The 21,763-nt window shown below is 61.2% G+C and carries 22 protein-coding genes; 8 read left to right on the forward strand and 14 right to left on the reverse strand.

Annotated features, from left to right (window positions below; all coding sequences use genetic code 11):
• Window positions 1-30: 30 nt before the first annotated feature.
• The 5 genes from M0808_RS10705 to M0808_RS10725 all read left to right on the forward strand — a co-directional run bounded on the left by M0808_RS10705 (window position 31) and on the right by M0808_RS10725 (window position 4,302).
• Entirely contained in the window at window positions 31-1,188 is a 1,158-nt protein-coding gene (locus M0808_RS10705) for a D-alanyl-D-alanine carboxypeptidase family protein (protein WP_003228546.1), read from the forward strand.
• Window positions 1,189-1,275: 87 nt separating this feature from the next.
• Entirely contained in the window at window positions 1,276-1,551 is a 276-nt protein-coding gene (locus tag M0808_RS10710; protein ID WP_003215438.1) for a DUF493 domain-containing protein, read from the forward strand.
• Window positions 1,551-2,198, forward strand: coding sequence for a lipoyl(octanoyl) transferase LipB (gene lipB, locus M0808_RS10715; RefSeq protein WP_027612894.1), 648 nt, complete (start codon window positions 1,551-1,553; stop codon window positions 2,196-2,198). Before M0808_RS10710 ends, lipB begins: the two co-directional genes overlap by 1 nt.
• Window positions 2,199-2,223: 25 nt before the next feature.
• Window positions 2,224-3,222 carry a lipoyl synthase gene (lipA, locus tag M0808_RS10720; protein WP_160768663.1) on the forward strand — a complete coding sequence of 333 codons (999 nt, stop codon included), beginning with the start codon at window positions 2,224-2,226 and terminating at the stop codon, window positions 3,220-3,222.
• A 129-nt stretch (window positions 3,223-3,351) separates the two neighbouring features.
• A complete protein-coding gene (locus tag M0808_RS10725; protein WP_247841012.1) occupies window positions 3,352-4,302 on the forward strand; it encodes an LD-carboxypeptidase in 951 nt (316 codons plus the stop codon).
• A 126-nt stretch (window positions 4,303-4,428) separates the two neighbouring features.
• Here the strand turns inward: M0808_RS10725 and M0808_RS10730 are convergent, their stop codons facing one another.
• The 5 genes from M0808_RS10730 to leuS form a co-directional block, all read right to left on the reverse strand.
• Window positions 4,429-5,751, reverse strand: coding sequence for a lytic murein transglycosylase (locus M0808_RS10730; RefSeq protein WP_247841014.1), 1,323 nt, complete (start codon window positions 5,749-5,751; stop codon window positions 4,429-4,431).
• A gap of 61 nt (window positions 5,752-5,812) precedes the next feature.
• Window positions 5,813-5,977: an alternative ribosome rescue factor ArfA gene (gene arfA / locus M0808_RS10735; RefSeq protein ID WP_027612891.1), complete on the reverse strand. Its 165-nt coding sequence runs from the start codon at window positions 5,975-5,977 to the stop codon at window positions 5,813-5,815.
• A gap of 199 nt (window positions 5,978-6,176) precedes the next feature.
• Window positions 6,177-7,214: a DNA polymerase III subunit delta gene (gene holA, locus M0808_RS10740; RefSeq protein ID WP_003228535.1), complete on the reverse strand. Its 1,038-nt coding sequence runs from the start codon at window positions 7,212-7,214 to the stop codon at window positions 6,177-6,179.
• 39 nt (window positions 7,215-7,253) lie between these two features.
• Window positions 7,254-7,859, reverse strand: a complete 606-nt coding sequence (lptE, locus tag M0808_RS10745; protein ID WP_247841016.1) for an LPS assembly lipoprotein LptE — start codon at window positions 7,857-7,859, stop codon at window positions 7,254-7,256.
• Between the two features lie 88 nt (window positions 7,860-7,947).
• A complete protein-coding gene (gene leuS / locus M0808_RS10750; protein ID WP_108183903.1) occupies window positions 7,948-10,554 on the reverse strand; it encodes a leucine--tRNA ligase in 2,607 nt (868 codons plus the stop codon).
• Window positions 10,555-10,810: 256 nt separating this feature from the next.
• Between leuS and M0808_RS10755 the strand changes: the two genes are divergently transcribed.
• Both M0808_RS10755 and M0808_RS10760 read left to right on the forward strand, forming a co-directional pair.
• The gene (locus M0808_RS10755; protein WP_247841018.1) at window positions 10,811-11,134 is read left to right on the forward strand and encodes a hypothetical protein; all 324 of its coding nucleotides are present in this window, start codon (window positions 10,811-10,813) and stop codon (window positions 11,132-11,134) included.
• A gap of 105 nt (window positions 11,135-11,239) precedes the next feature.
• Entirely contained in the window at window positions 11,240-12,019 is a 780-nt protein-coding gene (locus tag M0808_RS10760) for a YdcF family protein (RefSeq protein WP_115988823.1), read from the forward strand.
• Between the two features lie 91 nt (window positions 12,020-12,110).
• Here the strand turns inward: M0808_RS10760 and lnt are convergent, their stop codons facing one another.
• From lnt to miaB, 5 genes are all read right to left on the reverse strand, one after another.
• Window positions 12,111-13,634: an apolipoprotein N-acyltransferase gene (lnt, locus tag M0808_RS10765; protein WP_247841020.1), complete on the reverse strand. Its 1,524-nt coding sequence runs from the start codon at window positions 13,632-13,634 to the stop codon at window positions 12,111-12,113.
• A 14-nt stretch (window positions 13,635-13,648) separates the two neighbouring features.
• Entirely contained in the window at window positions 13,649-14,488 is an 840-nt protein-coding gene (locus tag M0808_RS10770; RefSeq protein ID WP_027612886.1) for an HlyC/CorC family transporter, read from the reverse strand.
• Window positions 14,489-14,493: 5 nt separating this feature from the next.
• A complete protein-coding gene (gene ybeY / locus M0808_RS10775; RefSeq protein ID WP_096795275.1) occupies window positions 14,494-14,988 on the reverse strand; it encodes an rRNA maturation RNase YbeY in 495 nt (164 codons plus the stop codon).
• Window positions 14,981-15,979, reverse strand: coding sequence for a PhoH family protein (locus M0808_RS10780; protein WP_247841022.1), 999 nt, complete (start codon window positions 15,977-15,979; stop codon window positions 14,981-14,983). Before M0808_RS10780 ends, ybeY begins: the two co-directional genes overlap by 8 nt.
• Window positions 15,980-16,263: 284 nt before the next feature.
• On the reverse strand, window positions 16,264-17,592 hold the full coding sequence (gene miaB / locus M0808_RS10785; protein WP_247841024.1) for a tRNA (N6-isopentenyl adenosine(37)-C2)-methylthiotransferase MiaB: 1,329 nt from the start codon (window positions 17,590-17,592) through the stop codon (window positions 16,264-16,266).
• A gap of 133 nt (window positions 17,593-17,725) precedes the next feature.
• On the opposite strand from miaB, the gene M0808_RS10790 reads away from it, so the two are divergent.
• Window positions 17,726-18,055: a DUF1820 family protein gene (locus tag M0808_RS10790; protein WP_003185742.1), complete on the forward strand. Its 330-nt coding sequence runs from the start codon at window positions 17,726-17,728 to the stop codon at window positions 18,053-18,055.
• 166 nt (window positions 18,056-18,221) lie between these two features.
• Here M0808_RS10790 and M0808_RS10795 read toward each other — a convergent pair whose 3' ends face one another.
• The 4 genes from M0808_RS10795 to M0808_RS10810 form a co-directional block, all read right to left on the reverse strand.
• Window positions 18,222-18,776 (reverse strand): tetratricopeptide repeat protein, encoded by a 555-nt coding sequence (locus tag M0808_RS10795; protein ID WP_003228518.1) that lies wholly within the window; start codon window positions 18,774-18,776, stop codon window positions 18,222-18,224.
• 225 nt (window positions 18,777-19,001) lie between these two features.
• Window positions 19,002-20,285, reverse strand: coding sequence for a glutamate-1-semialdehyde 2,1-aminomutase (gene hemL / locus M0808_RS10800; RefSeq protein ID WP_098965768.1), 1,284 nt, complete (start codon window positions 20,283-20,285; stop codon window positions 19,002-19,004).
• A gap of 15 nt (window positions 20,286-20,300) precedes the next feature.
• Complete coding sequence (gene thiE / locus M0808_RS10805; protein WP_247841026.1) at window positions 20,301-20,924, reverse strand: thiamine phosphate synthase; 624 nt, start codon at window positions 20,922-20,924, stop codon at window positions 20,301-20,303.
• Between the two features lie 18 nt (window positions 20,925-20,942).
• Entirely contained in the window at window positions 20,943-21,740 is a 798-nt protein-coding gene (locus tag M0808_RS10810; RefSeq protein ID WP_007960553.1) for a hydroxymethylpyrimidine/phosphomethylpyrimidine kinase, read from the reverse strand.
• Window positions 21,741-21,763: the final 23 nt, after the last annotated feature.

The following is a 21,763-nucleotide window of genomic DNA, read 5'->3' on the forward strand; positions in this document are numbered from 1 at the left end:
CAAGTTTCCATTAGCGATTTCGAGAGACGGATGAACATCACCACCTTTGCCAAACGCCTGTGTCTGCTAGTCCCGCTGCTCCTCTCGCCAGCCGCTTTCGCGGCCGAGATGATGCCGTCGCCACCTCAACTGGCTGCAAAAGCCTACGTGCTCATGGACGCCAGCAGCGGCAACGTGCTGGTGGAGAACAACGGTGACCAGCGTCTGCCGCCAGCCAGCCTGACCAAACTGATGACCGCGTACATCGCTACGCTGGAAATCCGTCGTGGCCAGATCGGTGAAAACGATCCGGTGACCGTCAGCGAAAACGCCTGGCGTACCGGCGGTTCGCGGATGTTCATCAAAGTCGGCTCGCAAGTGACCGTCAGCGACCTGCTGCACGGCATCATCATCCAGTCCGGCAACGACGCCAGCGTGGCGCTGTCCGAGCACATCGCCGGCAGCGAAGACGCGTTCGCCGACCTGATGAACAAGACGGTCGCCGATCTGGGCATGACCAACTCGCACTTCATGAACCCGACCGGTCTGCCGAACCCTGAGCACTACTCGTCGGCTCACGACATGGCGATCCTGGCCCGTGCGATCATCCATGAAGACCCGGCTCACTACGCGATCTACTCGCAGAAAGAGTTCTTCTGGAACGGCATCAAGCAGCCTAACCGCAACCTGCTGCTGTGGCGCGACAAAACCGTTGACGGTCTGAAAACCGGTCACACCGACGAAGCCGGCTACTGCATGGTGTCCTCGGCTGTACGTGATGGCCAGCGTCTGATCGCCGTGGTGTTCGGCACCAACAGCGAAGTGGCGCGTGCCGCTGAAACCCAGAAGCTGCTGACCTACGGTTTCCGTTTCTTCGAAACCCAGACCTTCTACCAGAAGGGCACCGAACTGGCTCAGGCCCCGGTGTGGAAAGGCACCACCAGTCAAGTCAAGGCCGGCCTGGCTGAAGACCTGACCATGACCCTGCCAAAAGGCCAGCTGAAAAAGCTCGCTGCCAGCATGACCATGAACCCGCAACTGACCGCGCCAATCGCCAAGGGCGACGTGATCGGTAAAGTCGAAGTGAAACTGGACGACAAGGTAGTGCACAGCGCTGACCTGATCGCCCTGGACGCTGTCGAGGAGGGTGGTATCTTCCGTCGCATGTGGGATAGCATCCGTCTATTCTTCTACGGCTTGTTCAACTGAATTTAGTGTGCACCTGCATGCCCCCGCGCTGATCCGGCGCGGGGGCATGCCCGTCGCCACGGCTTACGCTTACGAGGCCGTTACGCCATGACCGATACCGAAGTAAAGGCGCCAAAGATCGAATTCCCCAACGTTGATTACCCGGTTAAGGTGATCAGCGACACCGGTGTGGGCAACAAGGACAAGATCATCGAGATCGTCAAGAAACACGCGACGATCAACCATGACCGTGTGGATGAGCGCCAGAGCACAAACGGCAAATACACCACGATTCAGTTGCACATCGTCGCCACCGACCAGGACCAGCTGTACAACATCAACAGCGAACTGCGGGCTACCGGCTTCGTGCACATGGTGCTGTGATGCCGGGCACGTTGGGCTTTCGCGAGCTCGGCCAGATGGCTTACGAGCCGGTCTGGCACGCCATGCAACGCTTCACCAACGAACGCGGCAGCGATGCCGCCGACGAAATCTGGCTGGTCGAGCACCCTCCGGTGTTCACCCAGGGCCAGGCCGGCAAGGCCGAACACCTGTTGCTGCCGGGCGATATCCCGGTGGTACAGGTCGATCGCGGCGGGCAGGTGACTTATCATGGCCCGGGCCAGTTGGTCGCCTACCTGTTGCTGGATGTGCGCAAGCTGGGTTTCGGCGTACGTGATCTGGTCACGCGCATGGAACAGTGCCTGATCGAACTGCTGGCCAGCTACGGCGTCACTGCCGCCGCCAAGCCAGATGCTCCCGGCGTCTATGTCGACGGAGCGAAAATCGCTTCTCTGGGTTTGCGGATTCGCCACGGTTGCTCCTTTCATGGCCTGGCTCTGAACGTGGATATGAACCTGGAGCCGTTTCGACGGATTAATCCCTGCGGCTATGCCGGGCTGGCAATGACCCAGCTGAGCGATCACGCAGGATCGATTGAATTTGCCGAGGTAAGTGCCCGGCTGCGCGCGCAGCTCGTCAAACACCTCGACTATGCTGAGCAGACGACCCTGACGGGCGGAATCGACTGATATGACTACTGATGCAGTGCAAACCATGATCCCGACGCTCGACGTGACCGAGCGCCCGGCCCCGCGTCCCAAGGTTGAAGCCGGCGTCAAGCTGCGCGGCGCCGAGAAGGTTGCACGCATCCCGGTAAAGATCATTCCGACCACCGAACTGCCGAAGAAACCCGACTGGATTCGCGTGCGCATCCCGGTTTCGCCGGAAGTCGACCGGATCAAGAGCCTGCTGCGCAAGCACAAGCTGCACAGCGTCTGCGAAGAAGCCTCCTGCCCGAACCTGGGCGAGTGCTTCTCCGGCGGCACCGCGACCTTCATGATCATGGGCGACATCTGCACCCGTCGTTGCCCGTTCTGCGACGTTGGCCACGGTCGTCCGAAACCACTGGACGTCAACGAGCCGGAAAGCCTGGCGATCGCCATTGCCGACCTCAAGCTCAAGTACGTGGTGATCACCTCGGTTGACCGCGACGACCTGCGTGACGGCGGTGCCCAGCACTTTGCCGACTGCATCCGCGAGATCCGCAAGCTGTCGCCGAACGTGCAGTTGGAAACCCTGGTTCCGGACTACCGTGGCCGCATGGACATCGCCCTTGAGATCACCGCCGCCGAGCCGCCGGATGTGTTCAACCACAACCTGGAAACCGTGCCGCGCCTGTACAAGGCTGCGCGTCCGGGTTCGGACTACCAGTGGTCGCTGACCCTGCTGCAACGCTTCAAGCAGATGATGCCGCACATCCCGACCAAATCCGGCCTGATGCTGGGTCTGGGCGAGACCGACGAAGAAGTCATCGAAGTCATGAAGCGCATGCGCGAACACGACATCGACATGCTGACCCTCGGCCAGTACCTGCAACCGTCGCGCAGCCACTTGCCGGTGCAGCGTTTCGTGCACCCGGACACCTTCGCCTGGTTCGCCGAGGAAGGTTACAAGATGGGCTTCAAGAACGTTGCTTCCGGCCCGCTGGTACGTTCCTCGTATCACGCCGACGAGCAGGCGAAACTGGTCAAGGCTGAACTGCTCGGTTCCTGATCCGGCGCTGATAGCCTCGAAAAATACCCGCTTCGGCGGGTATTTTTGTTTGGGCCTGCCGCGCACTCTTTTGTTTGTCTCTGGACCTGACTACTGTGTCTGCAAGACTTTACACAGGGAGACCCATGGATGACCGTTCGACCGACCCACAGCCTTTTTCCGCATAAACCCGTACCGGCGCTGCCGTCCGAAGGGCAGATCGGCGTGATCGCGCCCGCCGGCCCCGGTGCGCTGGACACGGAAAAGGCTGTGCAGTGGATGCGCGCCCGCGGCTATGCGTTGAAAGTGTTCCCCGGTGTCTACGAGAAGGCTGGCTATCTGGCCGGCAGCGATGACGTGCGCCTCAACGACCTGCATGCCGCGTTCGCCGACCCTGAAGTCGACGCGATCATCTGCCTGCGCGGCGGCTACGGTACGCCGCGCCTGCTGGACCGGATCGATTACGATCTGCTGAGTCGTCACGCCAAGCCGTTTGTCGGCTACAGCGACATCACCGCGCTGCATCTGGCGATCAGTCGCTACGCCGGGTTCGTGACCTTCCACGGCCCGCTGCTCAACGCCGATTTGCTGGGCGACAAGGAGCCGCCGACTGTCACTTCATTCTTCGCCATGCTGCGCGGTCAGTTGAAGGCGGGGAGTGTGTTGAGCCATCCGGTGGCTTATCCCTTGACCACCGTCGAACCGGGCATTGCGCACGGGCGTTTGCTCGGCGGCAATCTGGCGATGATCGCCGCAACGCTGGGCACACCGTATGAGATTGATGTCGAGGGCGTGATTCTGCTGATCGAGGACGTCAACGAGCCGCTGTATCGCATCGACCGTTTGCTCACGCAGATGCGTCTGGCCGGCAAGCTGGCCAGATTGCGCGGTGTGCTGGTGGGGGATGTCGCCGGGGTCGATGTCGAGGCTTTGAACCGCTTGCTCAAGCAGACGTTCGAGCCGTTACGGATTCCGGTGCTGTCGGGGTGGCGCAGCGGGCATTGTGATCCGAACCTGACGCTGCCGATGGGGGCGCTGGTTCGACTGGATGCGGGGAAGAAGGAATTGATGTTGGAACAGGATGTGGTGATCAAAGCCTAACGTTTGGTTGCCAGTGAGTCAGTCTTCGGGAGCAAGCCCCCTCCCACATTGGATTCGTGTCGTACACAGAACCAATGTGGGAGCGAGCTTGCTCGCGAAGGCGGCATCAGCCATACGATTATCGTTCTATTGGCTGCGCAGGCTCTCAAGCAGCTTATGCGTCGGATACCCGTCCGCCGGCCAGCCAAACGCCTGCTGGGCACTGCGGATCGCCTTGCGGGTATTGGCGCCGATAATCCCATCCGCCGTTCCCGCATCGTAGTTACGCGCGCTCAGCAGGTTCTGCAATTCGATACGCTCGGTGCGGCTCAGTGGCAGATCGTCTTTCGGCCATGTGCCATTGATCAGGCCTGCGCCGTTGAAGCGCTCGGACAACAGGCTGACCGCCAGCGCATAGGACGACGAGTTGTTGTACTTGAGGATCGCCCGGAAGTTATCGAGGATCAGGAACGCCGGGCCACGGTAACCGGCCGGCAGCAGCAGGGCGGCAGACAGTTGTTCCGAGCCGGCCGGGGCCTGACCGCCATTGGGCAGGATCACGCCCAGTTGACGCCATTCGGCAACGGTCTTGCGCATCGCGCCATCGGCCAGGGTGTAGTTGAAGCCGCTCGGCAGTTGCACTTCGAAGCCCCATGGCTGACCACGCTGCCAGCCGGAGCTTTGCAGGTAATGCGCTGTGGAGGCCAGGGCATCGGCCGGGCTGCCCCAGATGTCGCGGCGGCCGTCACCGTCGAAATCCACGGCGTGGGTGTTGTAGGTGGTCGGAATGAACTGGGTCTGGCCCATCGCGCCGGCCCACGAGCCGAGCATTTTCTCCGGAGTGATATCGCCCTGTTGCAGGATCTGCAGCGCCGCGATCAGTTGTGCATGAGCAAATGCGGGGCGACGGCCTTCGTAGGCCAGGGTCGCCAGCGAGTTGATCACCGATTTGCTGCCCTGGAACTGACCGAAGTTGCTTTCCATGCCCCATACCGACACCAGTGCCTGGCGATCCACGCCATAACGCTGTTCGATGCTTTGCAGGATGTCGGCGTACTGACTGATCAGCGCCTGCCCCTTGCGCACTCGCAGCGGCGACAGGGCGCCATCGAGGTATTCCCATACTGGACGAGAGAACTCCGGCTGGCTGCGGTCGGCTTTGATCACACTGGCATCGAAGCTGACATTGGCAAACGCGCGGTCGAACAGATCGGCGCGGATCCCGGCCGCCAGCGCATCCTTGCGGAAACCCGCCTGCCATTCGGCAAAGGTCTGGGTTGGCTGAAGATCAAGCGGGTCAGCGGACGGCACTACCGGCGGGATGATTGCCGGGGCTGTTGCGACAGGGGCGGCTTGAAGGGGTTGCGCATCGGCGGCGGTAGGTTTTTCCGCGCAGGCGACAAGCAGAATGAAGCTGGAGGCAGCGATCAGTTGGCGAACGGGCCAACGACGGGAAAGACTGAAGGGCATGCACAGTTCCAGGGGATACGAATCAGGTGCAGACCTTAACATGACCAGGGGGTGCTGTGCTTCAGGCAGCCAGAAAGTAAGAAGCCTCCCAGCTATTAGACTGGAAGGCTTCGCGGCGGTAGCTGCCTTTACCCTTGGTTGGTCGTTCCTGGCGACTGCGGAACAGGGGTTGGGCGATGATGGATTTGGCCTTGTTCGGGCCATGTTTCGATGGCTTTTTGCTCATGAGGGTTCTCTCGGTAAGTGGGTGCTGCGGGGCGAATAATCTGCCGAAGCCGCGCGTCTGTCCAGCCTCTATTGCGTAGGAATATTCTGACGCCTTCGCGAGCAAGCCCGCTCCCACAGTCGACCGAGTTCTATCATGTGAATGCGATCGACTGTGGGAGCGGGCTTGCTCGCGAAAGGGCGTTATGCGGTTGAACGTCTTACTCGGCGGGCAGTGAAAGACGCTGGCCGGACATCAACAGCGCCAACCGGCTCAGGCTCATCCAAGGGGAACCGGCGGCTTGCCCCTTGATCTGCGCATCGATGCGCTGGGCTTCGAGCAGCAACTGCGCCCAGCGTTGTGCCGAATAGCGTTGCAGGGCTTTGCTCATCAGGGGTTTGCGCTTGTCCCAGACTGGCGGTTTCGCCTGGCTGAAGCACTTGTCCAGCGGCGTGCCCTGGCTGTACTGCAGCGAAATATTGGCCAGCAGGCGCAACTCCCGCGCCAGTGCCCAGAGAATCACCGGTGGCTCGACGCCTTCACCGCGCAGGCCTTCAAGCATGCGCAAGGCGTGGGCCGGTTCGCCGTTGAGTACGGCGTCGGTCAGGCCAAACACGTCGAAGCGCGCACTGTCGGCCACTGCGGCCTGCACGGTTTCGACGGTGATCTGCCCACCTTCGGCCATCAACTTGAGCTTTTCGATTTCCTGCGCGGCGGCGAGCAGGTTGCCCTCGACGCGTGCGGCGATGAGTTCGACCGCGTCCTGGCTGGCCGACAAACCGGCTTGCGACAGACGCTGGCGAATCCAGCTCGGCAACTGGTTGGCATCCACCGGCCAGATCTGGATGAACTGGGTCTGCTGGCCTTCGACCAGGGCCTTGCCCCACTTGGTTTTCTGCGCACTGCCGTCGAGCTTGGGCAAGCTGATCAGCAGCACCGTGTCTTCAGCGGGGCGCGAGCAGTATTCGATCAGCGCGGCAGCGCCCTTGTCACCGGGCTTGCCCGAAGGCAGGCGCAGTTCCAGTAGGCGTTTTTCGGCGAACAGCGACATGCTGGCTCCGGCCTGCAACAAGGTCCCCCAATCGAAATTGGCGTCGGCGGCGAACACCTGGCGTTCGTCGAAACCTTGCTGGCGGGCAGCACTGCGAATGGCGTCGGCGGCTTCCTGGCACAACAGCGGGTCATCGCCGCTGATGATATAGACGGGCGCGAGCGCGCCTTGCAGGTGTTTGCCGAGTTGAGCGGGAGCGAGCTTCATAAGAGAGGGCGAACGGGGCGCCTGAGCGCCCCGTACGTCTTACTGCTGCGGCAGTTCGAGCGGCGACTGACGCGGGGTTTCCGCTTCAGCTTTCTGTGCCGCCTTCAGCGCGTCGGCTTCAGCCCGGGCACGGTCGTTGGCCGCTTGCTGCAATTGCTGCAGTTGGCCCGGCGTCAGCTGTTGCAGGCGCAGCATCATGCGCTGAACCAGTTCGCGACGGGTTTCGCGACGGGCGTCGTTGGCTTCCTGATCGGAGCCGACGAGGTTGTTGCCGTCGTGGATGAACACTTTCTGCACTTCAAGCTTGTCGCTCAGCAGGTTCAGATTGTGTTCGCCTACGATGTCGTAGTTCAGCACGGTGGTCACTTGGTACTCACCCGTACGACCGGCGCCGGCGTAGCTGAGGATGCGCTGGTTTTCCTGTTCGTCAGCCAGATACAGCTTGTACGGTGCACCGCTGTAGACCTTGACGCCGCTGGACTCGAGCACCTGACGCAGCTGGGTGACGGTCTCGCCATAAGCGTTACGGGCGCTCAGATCGAGCTCCTTGATCGACAGTTCGTTGGTGCCGGTGCCACGCAGCTGGAAACCGCAGGCGCTCAGCAGAACGGCGAGGCCTATCACCAGCAGATTGCGTTTGATCATTGTGTTGCTCCCCTTGAAACCATGTGGGCCGACCCTGCGGCCCGAAAGGTTTTACAGTGCGTCAGGCGAACCTGACGCCCAATCCAATTTAGCTGGCGACGATGTTAACCAGTTTCCCCGGTACAACGATCACTTTGCGAATGGTCAGACCGTCGACGAAACGCAGCACGTTTTCGTTTGCGCGCGCAGCCGCTTCAACTTCTTCGCGGGTGGCGCTGGCCGGCATTTCGATCTGGCCACGCAGCTTGCCGTTCACTTGAATGACCAGTTGCAGGCTGTCCTGCACCAGTGCGCTTTCATCGACCGCAGGCCAGCCGGCATCGATCACCGGGTCAGCGTGGCCCAGTTGATTCCACAGCTCATGGCTGATGTGCGGCGTGATCGGAGCCAGCAGCAACGTCACGGCTTCCAGACCTTCGTGAATCAGCGCGCGGTCCTGTTCGGTGCCTTGCGCAGCTTTTTCCAGCACGTTCATCAGCGTCATCACCTGAGCGATGGCGGTGTTGAATTTGTGGTTCTGGCCGACGTCATGGCTGGCCTGTTTGATGGCCAGGTGGATGGCGCGGCGCACGGCTTTCTGCTCGTCGTTCAGGCCTGCGATGTCCAGTTTGCCCGGCAGGCCCTGGGTCACATGGGCCTGCGCCAGACGCCAGACGCGCTTGAGGAAGCGGTGCGAGCCTTCAACGCCGGAGTCCGACCATTCGGCACTCATGTCCGGCGGCGAAGCGAACATCATGAACAGGCGGCAGGTGTCGGCGCCGAACTGATCGATCATCGACTGTGGGTCGACGCCGTTGTTCTTCGACTTGGCCATTTTCTCGGTGCCACCGATTTCCACCGGCAAGCCGTCGGATTTCAGTTTGGCGCTGATGACCTTGGCCTTGCTGTCACGCTCCAGTTCCACGTCCGCCGGGTTGAACCAGGTGTAGGCACCATTGGCTTCGCGGCGATAGTAAGTTTCGGCGATCACCATGCCCTGGGTCAGCAGGTTCTTGAACGGCTCGTTGGAGCTGACCAGACCTTCGTCACGCATCAGCTTGTGGAAGAAACGCGCGTACAGCAGGTGAAGAATGGCGTGTTCGATACCGCCGATGTACTGATCCACCGGCAGCCAGTGGTCGGCCGCGGATTTTTCCACCAGGCCGCCTTCGAAGTGCGGCGAGGCGTAACGGGCGTAGTACCACGAGGACTCGACGAAGGTGTCCATGGTGTCGGTTTCACGCTTGGCAGGCTGGCCGCATTTCGGGCAACTGCACTCGTAGAATTCCGGCATGCGTGCCAGCGGCGAACCGGCGCCGTCCGGCACCACGTCTTCCGGCAGCACCACCGGCAACTGGTCTTCCGGGACCGGCACGTCACCGCAGGTGGCGCAGTGGATGATCGGAATCGGGCAGCCCCAGTAGCGCTGACGGCTGATGCCCCAGTCGCGCAGGCGGAACTGGGTACGCGAGGCGCCGAGGTTTTTCTTGATCAGGGCGACTTCCATGGCGTCGAACGCGCCGGTGAAGTCCAGGCCGTCGAACTCGCCGGAGTTGATCAGCGTGCCGTGCTCGCCGTAGGCGTCTTGCCACGGAGCCGGGTTGGTGTCGCCGGAGCTGGTGCGTACAACCGATTTCACCGGCAGGTTGTACTTGTGGGCGAATTCGAAATCGCGCTCGTCGTGCGCCGGAACTGCCATCACGGCGCCGTCGCCGTAGTGCATCAGCACGTAGTTGGCGACCCATACCGGGAGTTTTTCACCGGTCAGCGGGTGCTCGACGAACAGGCCGGTCGGCAGGCCTTTCTTCTCTTGAGTGGCGACGTCGGCTTCAGCGACGCTGCCGCCCTTGCATTCGGCGATGAACGCTTGCAGCTCAGGATTGTTCTGCGCGGCCTGGGTGGCCAGCGGGTGTTCGGCAGCCACGGCAACGTAGGTTGCGCCCATCAGGGTGTCCGGACGGGTGGTGAAGACCTTGAGGGTGCCTGCTTCGCCGATCGAGTCGACGTTGTACGGGAACTGCACTTCCATGCCGCGGGACTTGCCGATCCAGTTGCGCTGCATGGTCTTGACCTGTTCCGGCCAGCCAGTCAGTTCGTCGAGGCTCTCCAGCAGCTCATCCGCGTAAGCGGTGATCTTGAAGTAGTACATCGGGATTTCGCGCTTTTCGATCAGCGCGCCGGAGCGCCAGCCGCGCCCGTCGATCACTTGTTCGTTGGCCAGCACGGTCTGGTCGACCGGGTCCCAGTTCACGGTGCCGTTCTTGCGGTAGATCACACCTTTTTCGAACAGGCGGGTGAACAGCCATTGTTCCCAGCGGTAGTAATCCGGCTTGCAGGTGGTCACTTCACGGGACCAGTCCACCGCGAGGCCCAGGCTGCGCAGCTGGGACTTCATGTAGGCGATGTTTTCGTAGGTCCACTTGGCGGGTGCCACGTTGTTCTTCATCGCGGCGTTTTCCGCCGGCATGCCGAAGGCGTCCCAACCCATCGGTTGCAGAACGTTCTTGCCTTGCATGCGCTGGTAGCGGGAGATCACGTCGCCGATGGTGTAGTTGCGCACGTGCCCCATGTGTAGCTTGCCGCTGGGGTAAGGGAACATCGACAGGCAGTAGTAGGTTTCCTTGCCTGGCTGTTCACTGACTTCAAAGGACTTTTGCTCGTCCCAGAACGACTGGGCGGCGGCTTCGATTTCACGGGGCTGATATTGTTCGTGCATGGCTACTTTTGTACTGGATAGGGGTGGCCTAATCCTCTTCAACGCGCCCTCCGGGGGATGCTCCGGACAGGCTGGAAGTGGAATGACAGGAAGCGCCGTAGCATACATGACCGCGCTTGGCCTAGGGAAACCCTGATTACAGCTGTCTGGCCCCGGAAAACCGTGGCGAGGGCCGTTGGTCGCGGCGTTCAGCCGGTTTGTGCAGCGAAGCTAAGCTCTTATTGGGGAGTGAGTCTTATCTTCAATGAGGTGAGGGATGGTGGAGCAACGGCAAAAAAACGTGACGAAACCCGAGTTGTATGAACGGTTGATGGATCGTCTGGGCATGGCGCTCGACGCTGCAAAAACCGCTGGCCGGCTGCGCGATGAGCGCCCCGTGGAACTGGAATTGCGTGGCTTGAGCCCCGCCGAGTTCAAACTGGTCAAGGCCTATCTGGATCGCAGTGAGCGTGAATCGCATGGATACCTGTCGCAGGCATTGAAACAGCTCGATGCAGCACATTCAGCCAAGGTCATCTGGCTCAAGGACAAGGCGCCCGGCAGAGACACCGTAAAGGTTCGTTCTGTGCAGGCCAAGTAATCGCATGGCAGGTCAAGTAACGGATCTTTTCCAACAGGATCCTACCTATCGGTTGTAACGTGTCATTAACACTCTTAGGCTTCGGGCATCTCTGGAGATGCCCCGATGCCTTTTCGTTATTTCATCAAACAACTGCTCTTGCCGCCCGGCATTCTTTTGCTGCTGTTGCTGCTCGCCTGGTGGCTGCGTCGCTCCCGGCCACGGCTGGCCGGCCTGTGTTTTGCCCTTGGCCTGGGTGGTTTCTGGCTGATGAGCCTGCCGGTGGTGGTGCAATGGGGCGCCAAAGCGCTGGAGCGTGAGCCGCCGCTGCCCCGTGAGTCGTGGTCGATATTGGCGCAGCGCGCCGATGCCATTGTGGTGCTGGGTTCCGGGCGCGAGCGCGGCGATCTGGCCTGGGGCGAAGATCAGCCGACTGGCGTGGGGCTGGAGCGTCAGCGCTATGCCGCGCGGCTGGCCAAGGCCTCCGGGCTGCCGATTCTGACCAGCGGTGGCCTGCATTACGGCACGCCGCCGACGGAAGCGAAGCTGATGGCCGATTCACTGCGCGATGATTTCGGCGTGACCACGCGCTGGCAGGAAGGCGAGAGCCGTACCACCTGGGAAAACGCCAAATTCAGCGCCGACATCTTGTTGCCACAAGGCATCAAGCGCGTCGTGGTGGTCACGCAGGCCTGGCACATGCCGCGCGCCGTGTGGTGTTTCCAGCAGGCAGGATTCGAAGTGGTGCCGGCGCCCGTCGGGTTTCTCGGAACCGATAATGCGCGCCCGTTTGGTGGCTGGCTGCCGGAGTTCAAGTCGATCTGGCAGAGCGGGCAGTTGCTGAATGAGGCGGTGGGGCAGGTGGGGTATTCGCTGTTTTACCGGGGTGATGCCAACCCTGATTGATTGGGTGCTGCTGATGTCCATTCGCGAGCAAGCCCGCTCCCACATTTGAATTGCATTCCAAATGTGGGAGCGGGCTTGCTCGCGAAGCTTTTTAAAGGGTTTTCGACATCCGGCTCGCCATCAGCGCCCAGCCAAACAGCAGCACACAGACGATGATCAGCGGCCATGAACGCCATTGCAGGTACGGCGTCAGGTTGTGCATCGGCACCACTTCGCCATACAGAATGCCCTGCTCGAACTGCGGGATCTGCTCGGTGATCTGCCCGAACGGGTTGATCAGCCCAGTCACGCCGTTGTTTGTAGCGCGGATCATCCAGCGGCCTGCCTCAAGTGCGCGCATCTGCGCCATTTGCAGGTGTTGCAGCGGGCCGATCGAGGTGCCGAACCAGGTGTCGTTGCTGATCGTCAGCAGCAGATCGCTGCGTGCCGACAGCCCAGCGGCGAATTCCGGGTACACCACTTCGTAGCAGATGAATGGCGCGATTTGATAACCCTTGGCCTGCAGCAACGGCTGATCCGCCGGCCCGCGAGCGAAGTCGGACATTGGCAAATCAAAGAACGCAATCAACCCGCGCAGCAGATCCTGCAACGGTACGTATTCACCGAACGGCACCAGTTTCTGCTTGAGGTAGGTGCCATCGCCCTCGCCGACCACGGTGATGCCGTTGAAGAAGCGTTTTTCGTGACGAACCGTCTCGCGGATCGGCACCCCGGTGATCAGCGCCGATTTACGCTCGGCGGCGAAGTTACCCATCATGTTCAGGTAGCCCTCGGCGGACTCCTTGAGCACCGGTACCGCGGTTTCCGGCCAGATCAGCAGGTCCACCGGTTTTGAGCGAAAGCTCAGGTCGCGATACAACGCCAGTTGCGCGTTAAGCTGCGCCGGATCCCATTTCATGCTTTGTTCGACGTTGCCCTGAATCGCGGCGACGCTCAGTGCCGGGCCGGACGGACTGGTCCAGGCGTGGCCCTTGAGCGCAATACCCGCCACCCAAGGCCCGACCAGCAACAGCAAAGCGGCCGCGATAAAGCCTTTACGACCGGTTTGCAGCAGGCGCGGTGCGTTGTAGATCAGCGCCGCAGTCAGCGCCAGAACGAACGACACCAACCACATGCCGCCCACCGGCGCGAGCCCGGCCAATGGGCCGTCGAGCTGGCTGTAGCCGGAGTAGAGCCACGGAAAACCAGTGAGGAACCAGCCACGAAACGCTTCCTGCCCGACCCACAGCGCGGCAAACGCCAGCGCATCGGCCAGCGGTGCTTCATTGCGGCGCAACCAGCGCGCCCAGACCCACGCGGGCAGGGCGAAGAACAGCGCGATCGCTGCGGTGAACAACAGCATCAGGAACCCGGCCAGCAGCACCGAGGCACCACCGAAGTGGTGGATGCTGTAGTAGATCCAACTGGTGCCGGCGCCGAACAGGCCGAAACCGAAACACCAGCCACGGCCCAGCGCCTGACGCGGTTTCAGCTCGCGCAGGCCGGCGTAGAACAGCCCAACCGCGAGCAAAGCCAGCGGCCAGATGTTGAACGGGGCGAGGGCGAAGGTGGTGATTGCACCGGCCGCCACGGCCAGCAGGTTACCGGGCCAGCCGGGGCGGGTTGTCCAGCGCATTTCAGTCCTTAGATTTAACGAGCGATTGGCGTCAGTCGCAGCAAATGAATCCGACGGCTGTCGGCGTTCAGGATGCGGAAACGATAGGCGCCGATTTCAGTGATTTCGTTGCGTTTTGGCAAGTGCCCGAACGCGCTCATCACCAGACCGCCGACGGTGTCGAACTCGTCGTCGGAGAATTCGCTGTCGAAGAACTCGTTGAAGTTCTCGATCGGTGTCAGGGCCTTGATCAGGAAGTCACCACTGGGCAGCGGCTTGATGTAGCTGTCTTCTTCGACGTCGTGCTCGTCTTCGATGTCGCCGACGATCTGTTCCAGCACGTCTTCAATCGTCACCAGGCCGGCGACGCCGCCGTATTCGTCGATGACGATGGCCATGTGGTTGTGGTTGGCGCGGAATTCACGCAGCAACACGTTCAGACGCTTGGACTCCGGCACGAAGGTGGCCGGGCGCAGCAGGTCCTTGATGTTGAAGCTGTCGCCGTTCTCCTTGAGGATCAGCGGCAGCAGATCCTTGGCCAGCAGCACGCCCATCACGTCGTCGTGGCTTTCGCCGATGACCGGATAGCGCGAGTGGGCCGAGTCGACCACGGCCGGGAGGAATTCACGGGGTGTCTGGTTCGCCTTGATGCTGATCATCTGCGAGCGCGGCACCATGATGTCGCGTACTTGCAGGTCAGCCACCTGAATGGCGCCTTCGACGATGGCCAGCGCTTCGCTGTCCAGCAGTTTGTTCTGATGTGCATCACGCAGCAGCTCAAGCAGCTCCTGACGGTTCTTCGGCTCGTGGGCAAAAGCCTGGGTCAGTTTACCCAGCCATGACTTCTGCCCGTTGCTCGATCGATCTTCGCTCATAGCGATTACTCTGAATCCTTTGTTGTAACGATAGGGGATGTTTCGGCTTCGTCGTCCGCGTACGGATCGGGATAGCCCAGTTCGGCAAGCAACTCGCGTTCCAGTGCTTCCATTTCTTCGGCTTCGTCGTCATCTATATGGTCGTAACCGAGCAGATGCAAGCAGCCGTGAATGACTAGATGTGCCCAATGGGCCTGGAGTTCCTTGCCTTGTTCGGCAGCTTCGCGCTCGACCACGGCCACGCAGATCACCAGATCGCCGAGCAGCGGGATGTCGAGAAACTCGTCCGGGACTTCGGCCGGGAACGACAGGACGTTGGTCGCGTAATCCTTATGGCGCCAGGTGTGATTCAGCTCACGACCTTCTTCCTCGTCAACCAGACGAATGGTCATTTCCGAGTCGGCGCTGCGCTGGCGCAGGGCCAGTTCGCACCATTTGCGGAAGTCGGCTTCACTCGGGGCGTTCGCTTCGGTAGCGATTTGCAGATCCAGCTCAAGCATCGCGCGAGGTTTCCTTGGCGGCGTCGGCACGGGTCTCGAAGCGCTCGTAGGCCTCGACGATCCGCTGCACCAATGGATGGCGCACGACGTCTTTGGGCTGGAAGTGGGTGAAGCTGATGCCCGGAACATCCTTGAGCACTTCGATCACATGGTGCAGCCCGGACTTGGTGCCGCGCGGCAGGTCGACCTGGGTGATGTCGCCAGTGATGACTGCGGTGGAGCCGAAGCCGATCCGGGTCAGGAACATCTTCATCTGCTCGACGGTGGTGTTCTGGCTTTCGTCGAGAATGATGAAGCTGTTGTTCAGCGTACGACCGCGCATGTAGGCCAGCGGCGCGACTTCGATCACCTGGCGCTCGATCAGCTTGGCCACGTATTCGAAGCCGAGCATTTCGTAGAGGGCGTCGTACAGCGGGCGCAGGTACGGGTCGATCTTCTGGGCGAGGTCGCCGGGCAGGAAGCCGAGCTTTTCACCCGCTTCAACCGCCGGACGCACCAGCAGGATGCGGCGGATCTGCTCGCGCTCCAGGGCATCGACGGCGCAAGCCACGGCCAGATAGGTCTTGCCGGTACCGGCCGGACCGATGCCGAAGTTGATGTCGTTGCCGAGGATTTCCTTCACGTAGCGCAGCTGATTCAAGCCGCGTGGGCGAATCATGCCTTTCTTGGTGCGCAGGGCGACGGAGGCTTCGGCGGGGGCGTGGTTGTCCAGTTCGACCACGGCCGATTCCTGGAGGAACAGGTGCACCATGTCCGGCGACAGCTCGGTACCCTTGGTTTCGCGGTACAGGCGGCGCAGCAGGTTTTCCGCAGACGTGGTGTGCTTGGGGTCGCCGATCAGCTCGAACTGGTTTCCGCGATTGCGGATCTCGATGGCCAGGCGCTGTTCGATCAAGCGCAGGTGCTCGTCGAATTGCCCGCACAGATTGGCGAAGCGGCGAGCCTCAAAGGGCTCGAGGATAAAACGATGTGGTTCTATGGGTGCGTTCAAGGTCGTATTTAGCCGCCCTGGGGCAATTAAGATGAAATCAAGGATAACGCCAGTGGCGTGGGTGCGAAAGCTCTTAAATATCGATGCGAGTCTGGAAAGCCTTTCTGTGGCGGGTGGAGTTATCTGTGGCGAGGGGATTCATCCCCGATGGGCCGCGGAGCGGCCCCAAAACCAGAGCTTTCGGTATGGCAGATTCACCACAACTTCAGCTTTGGGTCGGCTGCGCCAACCATCGGGGATAAATCCCCTCACCACAACAGCCCTACTATAGAAGACGCGCGGTGTTATTGGATCAGCGAGCCGCGCAGCGAGTGCGGTTGCGCCGCGTCGATGTGCACGTCGGCGAACTGGCCGATCAGGGTCGGATTATCGCAGCGGAAGTTGACGATACGATTATTCTCGGTACGCCCTTGCAGCTCGCCCGGGTCTTTCTTCGAGTAGTCGGTGACCAGAATGCGCTGAATCGAGCCGACCATTTGTCGGCTGATCTCGAACCCTTGCTGATTCAAACGATGCTGCAAGGCGTTCAGGCGTTCTTTCTTCAGCTCCTCCGGGGTGTCATCGGCCAGATCGGCCGCCGGGGTGCCCGGGCGCTGGCTATAGACGAACGAGTAGGAGAAGTCGAAACCGACATCGGCAATCAGCTTCATGGTCTGTTCGAAGTCTTTCTCGGTCTCGCCAGGGAAGCCGACGATGAAGTCCGAACTGATGCAGATGCCCGGCACGGCAGCGCGCAGTTTACGCAGCTTGGATTTGTACTCCAGCGCGGTGTGGTTGCGCTTCATCGCCGCGAGGATCCGGTCGGAACCCGACTGCACCGGCAAGTGCAGGTGTTTGACCAGCTCCGGCACTTCGGCGTGGGCCTGGATCAGGCTGTCGGAGAACTCCAGCGGGTGCGAAGTGGTGTAGCGGATGCGGTCCATGCCGTCGACAGCGGCGACCACGCGGATCAGCTCGGCCAGATCGGCCAGACGTCCATCGTGGGTCAGGCCGCGATAGCCGTTGACGTTCTGCCCGAGCAAGGTCACTTCACGCACGCCGTTCTCGGCGAGGTGGATGATCTCGGCAATCACGTCATCGAACGGCCGGCTGACTTCTTCGCCACGGGTGTAAGGCACCACGCAGAACGTGCAGTACTTGCTGCAACCTTCCATCACCGACACGTAAGCGCTCGGGCCGTCGATGCGCGGCTCGGGCAGGTGGTCGAATTTTTCGATTTCCGGGAACGAGACGTCGACCTGCGGCAACTTGCTGCTGCGTGCGGCGTCGATCATTTCCGGCAGGCGGTGCAGGGTCTGCGGGCCGAAGACCACGTCGACATACGGGGCGCGATCACGGATCGCCGCACCTTCCTGGCTGGCCACGCAACCACCGACGGCGATCACCATGTCCGGGTTGGCCAGTTTCAGTTCGCGCCAGCGGCCGAGCTGCGAGTACACCCGATCCTGAGCACGTTCGCGGATCGAGCAGGTGTTGAGCAGAATCACGTCGGCGTCTTCGGCACGGGCGGTGACTTCCAGGGCCTGATGTTCGCCCAGCAGATCGACCATGCGCGAGCTGTCGTACTCGTTCATCTGGCAACCGTGGGTTTCGATGTAAAGCTTCTTGGCCATGGAGTAAGGTCGTCACCTGATTCAAAGAACCGCGCATTATAGGGAACAAGCCCTCAGGTTCCTACCGCTGTGCGTCCGGTGGCTATGCTATAGTTTGCGCCCTCATTTTTATCCCCGATGTTATCCCCCCGCCATGACCAAACGCGAAGCTCCAATCTATAAGGTGATTTTCCTCAACCAGGGCCAGGTGTTCGAAATGTACGCCAAGCAGATCTATCAAAGTGATCTGTGGGGTTTTCTGGAAGTGGAAGAGTTCGTCTTTGGCGAGCGCACGCAAGTGGTGGTCGATCCGAGCGAAGAGAAGCTCAAGGCGCAGTTTGAAGGCGTGGTGCGCAGCTTTGTGCCGATGCATTCGATCGTGCGCATCGACGAGGTGGAACGTCTGGGCACCCCGAAAATCAGCGAAGCCCGTGGCGCGGTCGGCAATGTGATGCCGTTTCCGATGCCGATGCCTGAGAAGTAAGCCCGGATCTGGATTTGAAATGATTTGTGGCGAGGGGATTTATCCCCGATCGACTGCGAAGCAGTCGCAAGTCCATTCAGCAAGGTATGTCAGAAGGAGCTTGATTGCAGGGTTTTGGGGCTGCTTCGCAACCCATCGGGGATAAATCCCCTCGCCACAAAAGCTCCTATGGCAATGGCGAAAACGGCGTACGCCCATCGGCGCTCTGCAGTTCCATCAGGTATTTACGGAAAATTTGCCCGAGCACCTGGGTCGCGGTTTCGAGGTCTTCGCGGGACATTTTTTCGGAGACTTCGTCGGCGGTGTCCAGCGCATCTTCGGCGCCGTTGACCGCAGCCATCTTCAGCACGATGTACGCCTGAATGTTGTTGGCCTGCACGCCTTCGCCGTGGAAGAACATGGTGCCAAGCTTGAACTGCGCCTGAGCGTGGCCTTGCAGCGAGGCCTTTTCGAAATAGCTCAGGGCTTGATTGAGATCGCGTGGCGCATTCTTGCCGTCGTAGTAGAACTCACCCAACTCGTATTGCGCTTGCGCATCCCCTTCGTCGGCCGCTTTCTGGCAGGCGGCCAGTGCCTGCGTGACGTCTTGCGGCTGAGTGTTGAGGGTGCAACGACCCATCGCCGGGATCAACAACGAGTTGCCGCCTGCTTGTGCATGCGCGAGCAGGGGCTGAAGGAGCAACAGGCAGCCCAAGGCAAGGGTGCGGCCGGTGCGGTTCATGGGAATCGACTTACCTCTGAAGGGCACGCGGACCCATCGAGGGATCCAATAAGCGCGCATTATGAAATAAGCAGGGCCAACCTTACAAAGTCTTTACTCGTTTTTCTGCTGCGCGGGGAATATATCGGCCACTTTCTGGCGGATTTTTAGCAGGGGCGTGGGAAAAACAGCGTGGGTGTAGGTGAAAGCTGACGCTGGCCATGGCCAACGTCAGCGGTACGGCGATTACTTCAGTGCAGCGAAGGCACGTTCGGCAGCGTCCAGAGTGATTTTCAGCTCGGTTTCGCCGTGGGCGATCGAGGTGAAACCGGCTTCGAATGCACTCGGTGCCAGGTACACGCCACCTTCCAGCATCAGGTGGAAGAAGCGACCGAACAGTGCTGCGTCGCTGGCCATCACGTCTTCAAAGGTGACGATGTCGTCGGCGCCGCTGAAATACAGGCCGAACATGCCACCCGCTTGCGTGGTCACGAACGGAATGCCCGCGGCATCGGCGCGTTGTTGCAGACCGTCGAGCAGGCGCGTGGTGTAGTCGGTCAGTTCGGCGTGGAACCCCGGACGGCTGATCAGGCGCAGGGTGGTCAGACCGGCGGCCATCGCCAGCGGGTTACCCGACAGGGTGCCGGCCTGATACACCGGGCCCAGCGGCGCGATGCGTTCCATGATTTCACGCTTGCCGCCGAAGCAGCCGACCGGCATGCCGCCGCCGATGATCTTGCCGAAGGTGGTCAGATCCGGGGTTACGCCGTAGTGCGCCTGGGCACCGCCGAGGGCGACGCGGAAACCGGTCATCACTTCGTCGAAAATCAGCACCACGCCATGCTTGTCGCACAGCGAACGCAGGCCTTCAAGGAAACCCGGTGCCGGCGGTACGCAGTTCATGTTGCCAGCGACTGGCTCGACGATGATGCAGGCGACGTCCTGACCGACTTCGGCGAGCATCTTCTCCACGGCGTCGATGTCGTTGAACGGCAGAGTCAGGGTGTGTTTGGCGAACGCGGCCGGGACACCGGCGGAGCTTGGTACGCCCTGGGTCAGCGCGCCGGAGCCGGCCTTGACCAGCAGGCTGTCGGAGTGGCCGTGGTAGCAGCCTTCGAACTTGATGATGCTGTCGCGACCGGTGTAACCACGGGCCAGACGAATCGCACTCATAGTCGCTTCGGTGCCGGAACTGACCATGCGCACCATGTCCATCGACGGCACCAGCGAGCAGACCAGGTCGGCCATCTCGGTTTCCATCGCGGTCGGCGCGCCGTAGGACAGCCCGTGTTGCAGTTGATTGCGCACTGCGTCGAGCACGTCCGGGTGGCTGTGGCCGAGGATCATCGGCCCCCACGAACCGACGTAATCCACATAACGCTTGTCGTCTTCGTCAGTGACGTAGGCGCCTTCGGCATGTTTGAAGAACAGCGGCGTGCCGCCCACGCTCTTGAACGCGCGAACCGGCGAGTTCACGCCACCGGGAATGTGTTTCTGGGCATTGGCAAACAGGGTTTCGGAACGAGACATGTTCGGGCTCTCAAATCAGATTTTCAGAAGTTCGTTGAAGGCGCGGGCGCGGCGGGTCACTTCGGCGGTGCTTTCGGCACCGAACAAACCGTGGACCACCGCCAGCAGTTCGACCCCGTGGGCCACCAGCGGCGCGGCGTTGTCGAGGGTGATGCCGCCAATCGCGCAGACCGGCAGATGCAGCTTGCGTTTGGCCTCGTCGAGCAGATCGAGGCTGCAGCTTGGCGCGCCGGGTTTGGTGTTGGAATTGAAGAAGCGACCGAAGGCGACATAGCTCGCGCCTTCCTTGGCGGCCTGTTCAGCCAATTCAAGCTGCGCGTGGCAGGTCGAACCGATGATGGCTTTTGAACCAAGCAGCGCGCGGGTCGGAGACAACGGGCCGTCAGTCTGCCCCAGGTGCACGCCGACGTTGAGGCGCGCGGCCAGTTCGGCGTCATCGTTGATGATCAACTGCGTCTTGTAGCGCTCGCACAGATCACGTAGCGCTTCGGCCTCGCGCAGACGGCGGGCCTCGTCGCTGCTTTTGTCGCGATATTGCAGCAGGGTGACGCCGCCTTCCAGCGCCGCCTCCACATACGACAGAAACTTGCCCGCCAGCAATTGGCTGTCGGTGATGGCGTACAGGCCACGGAGTTTCATCAGGCAGACCTCACGACGTTACGAGCAAAAATCCAGCGGCAGGCGACGCGGCACGAACTGGCCTTTGCCCAGTTGTTCGGCATCGCGCAGGGTGCGCCAGGTGTAATCCAGTGCCGTACGCACGGCGCTGGCGAGGTTTTCACCCTGGGCCAGCCGACCGGCGAGGGCGCTGGCCAATGTGCAGCCGGAACCGTGATAACTGCCCGGTAAACGCTGGCAATAGAAGGTTTCACGCAGGCCGTCACGGCTGTACAGGCGATTGTGGATTTCAGTTTCGTCGCCATGGCCGCCGGTGATCAGCAGGTTTTTGACGAACGGCAGGAGCTTTTCCGCGCACTCGTCCGCAGTGCCTTCGGGCAGTTCGGCAAGGATTCGGGCTTCGGGCAGGTTGGGGGTGGCAATGATCGACAGCGGCAGCAGACGCTCGCGCATCGCATAACCGACTTCGTCCTTGCCCAGGCGTCCGCCGCCGCCGGCACGCAGCACCGGGTCGCAGACCACTGGCAGATGCGGGTGCGCCGAAAGCAGTTCGACCACGGTGTCGACCATTTCCAGCGAACCGAGCATGCCCAGTTTGACCGCTGCGACTTCGGAGTCGTTGAGCACGGCATTGGCCTGGGCCAGTACCCACTCACGGTCGAGGACGCGGAAGTCAGTGACGTTGACAGTGTCTTGCACGGTCAGGGCGGTGACGGCCGGAGCCGCATGGCAACCCTGCGCAAGCAGGGCTTCGATATCTGCCTGCAACCCGGCGCCACCACTGGGGTCGTGGCCGGAGAGACAGAGGACAACGGGGCGGGAGCTGTAGATATTCATGGTGCGCGAGCTTACCACCAAAC

It is taken from the genome of Pseudomonas sp. MWU12-3103b, from assembly GCF_023100615.1.
Lineage (GTDB): Bacteria > Pseudomonadota > Gammaproteobacteria > Pseudomonadales > Pseudomonadaceae > Aquipseudomonas > Aquipseudomonas putida_A.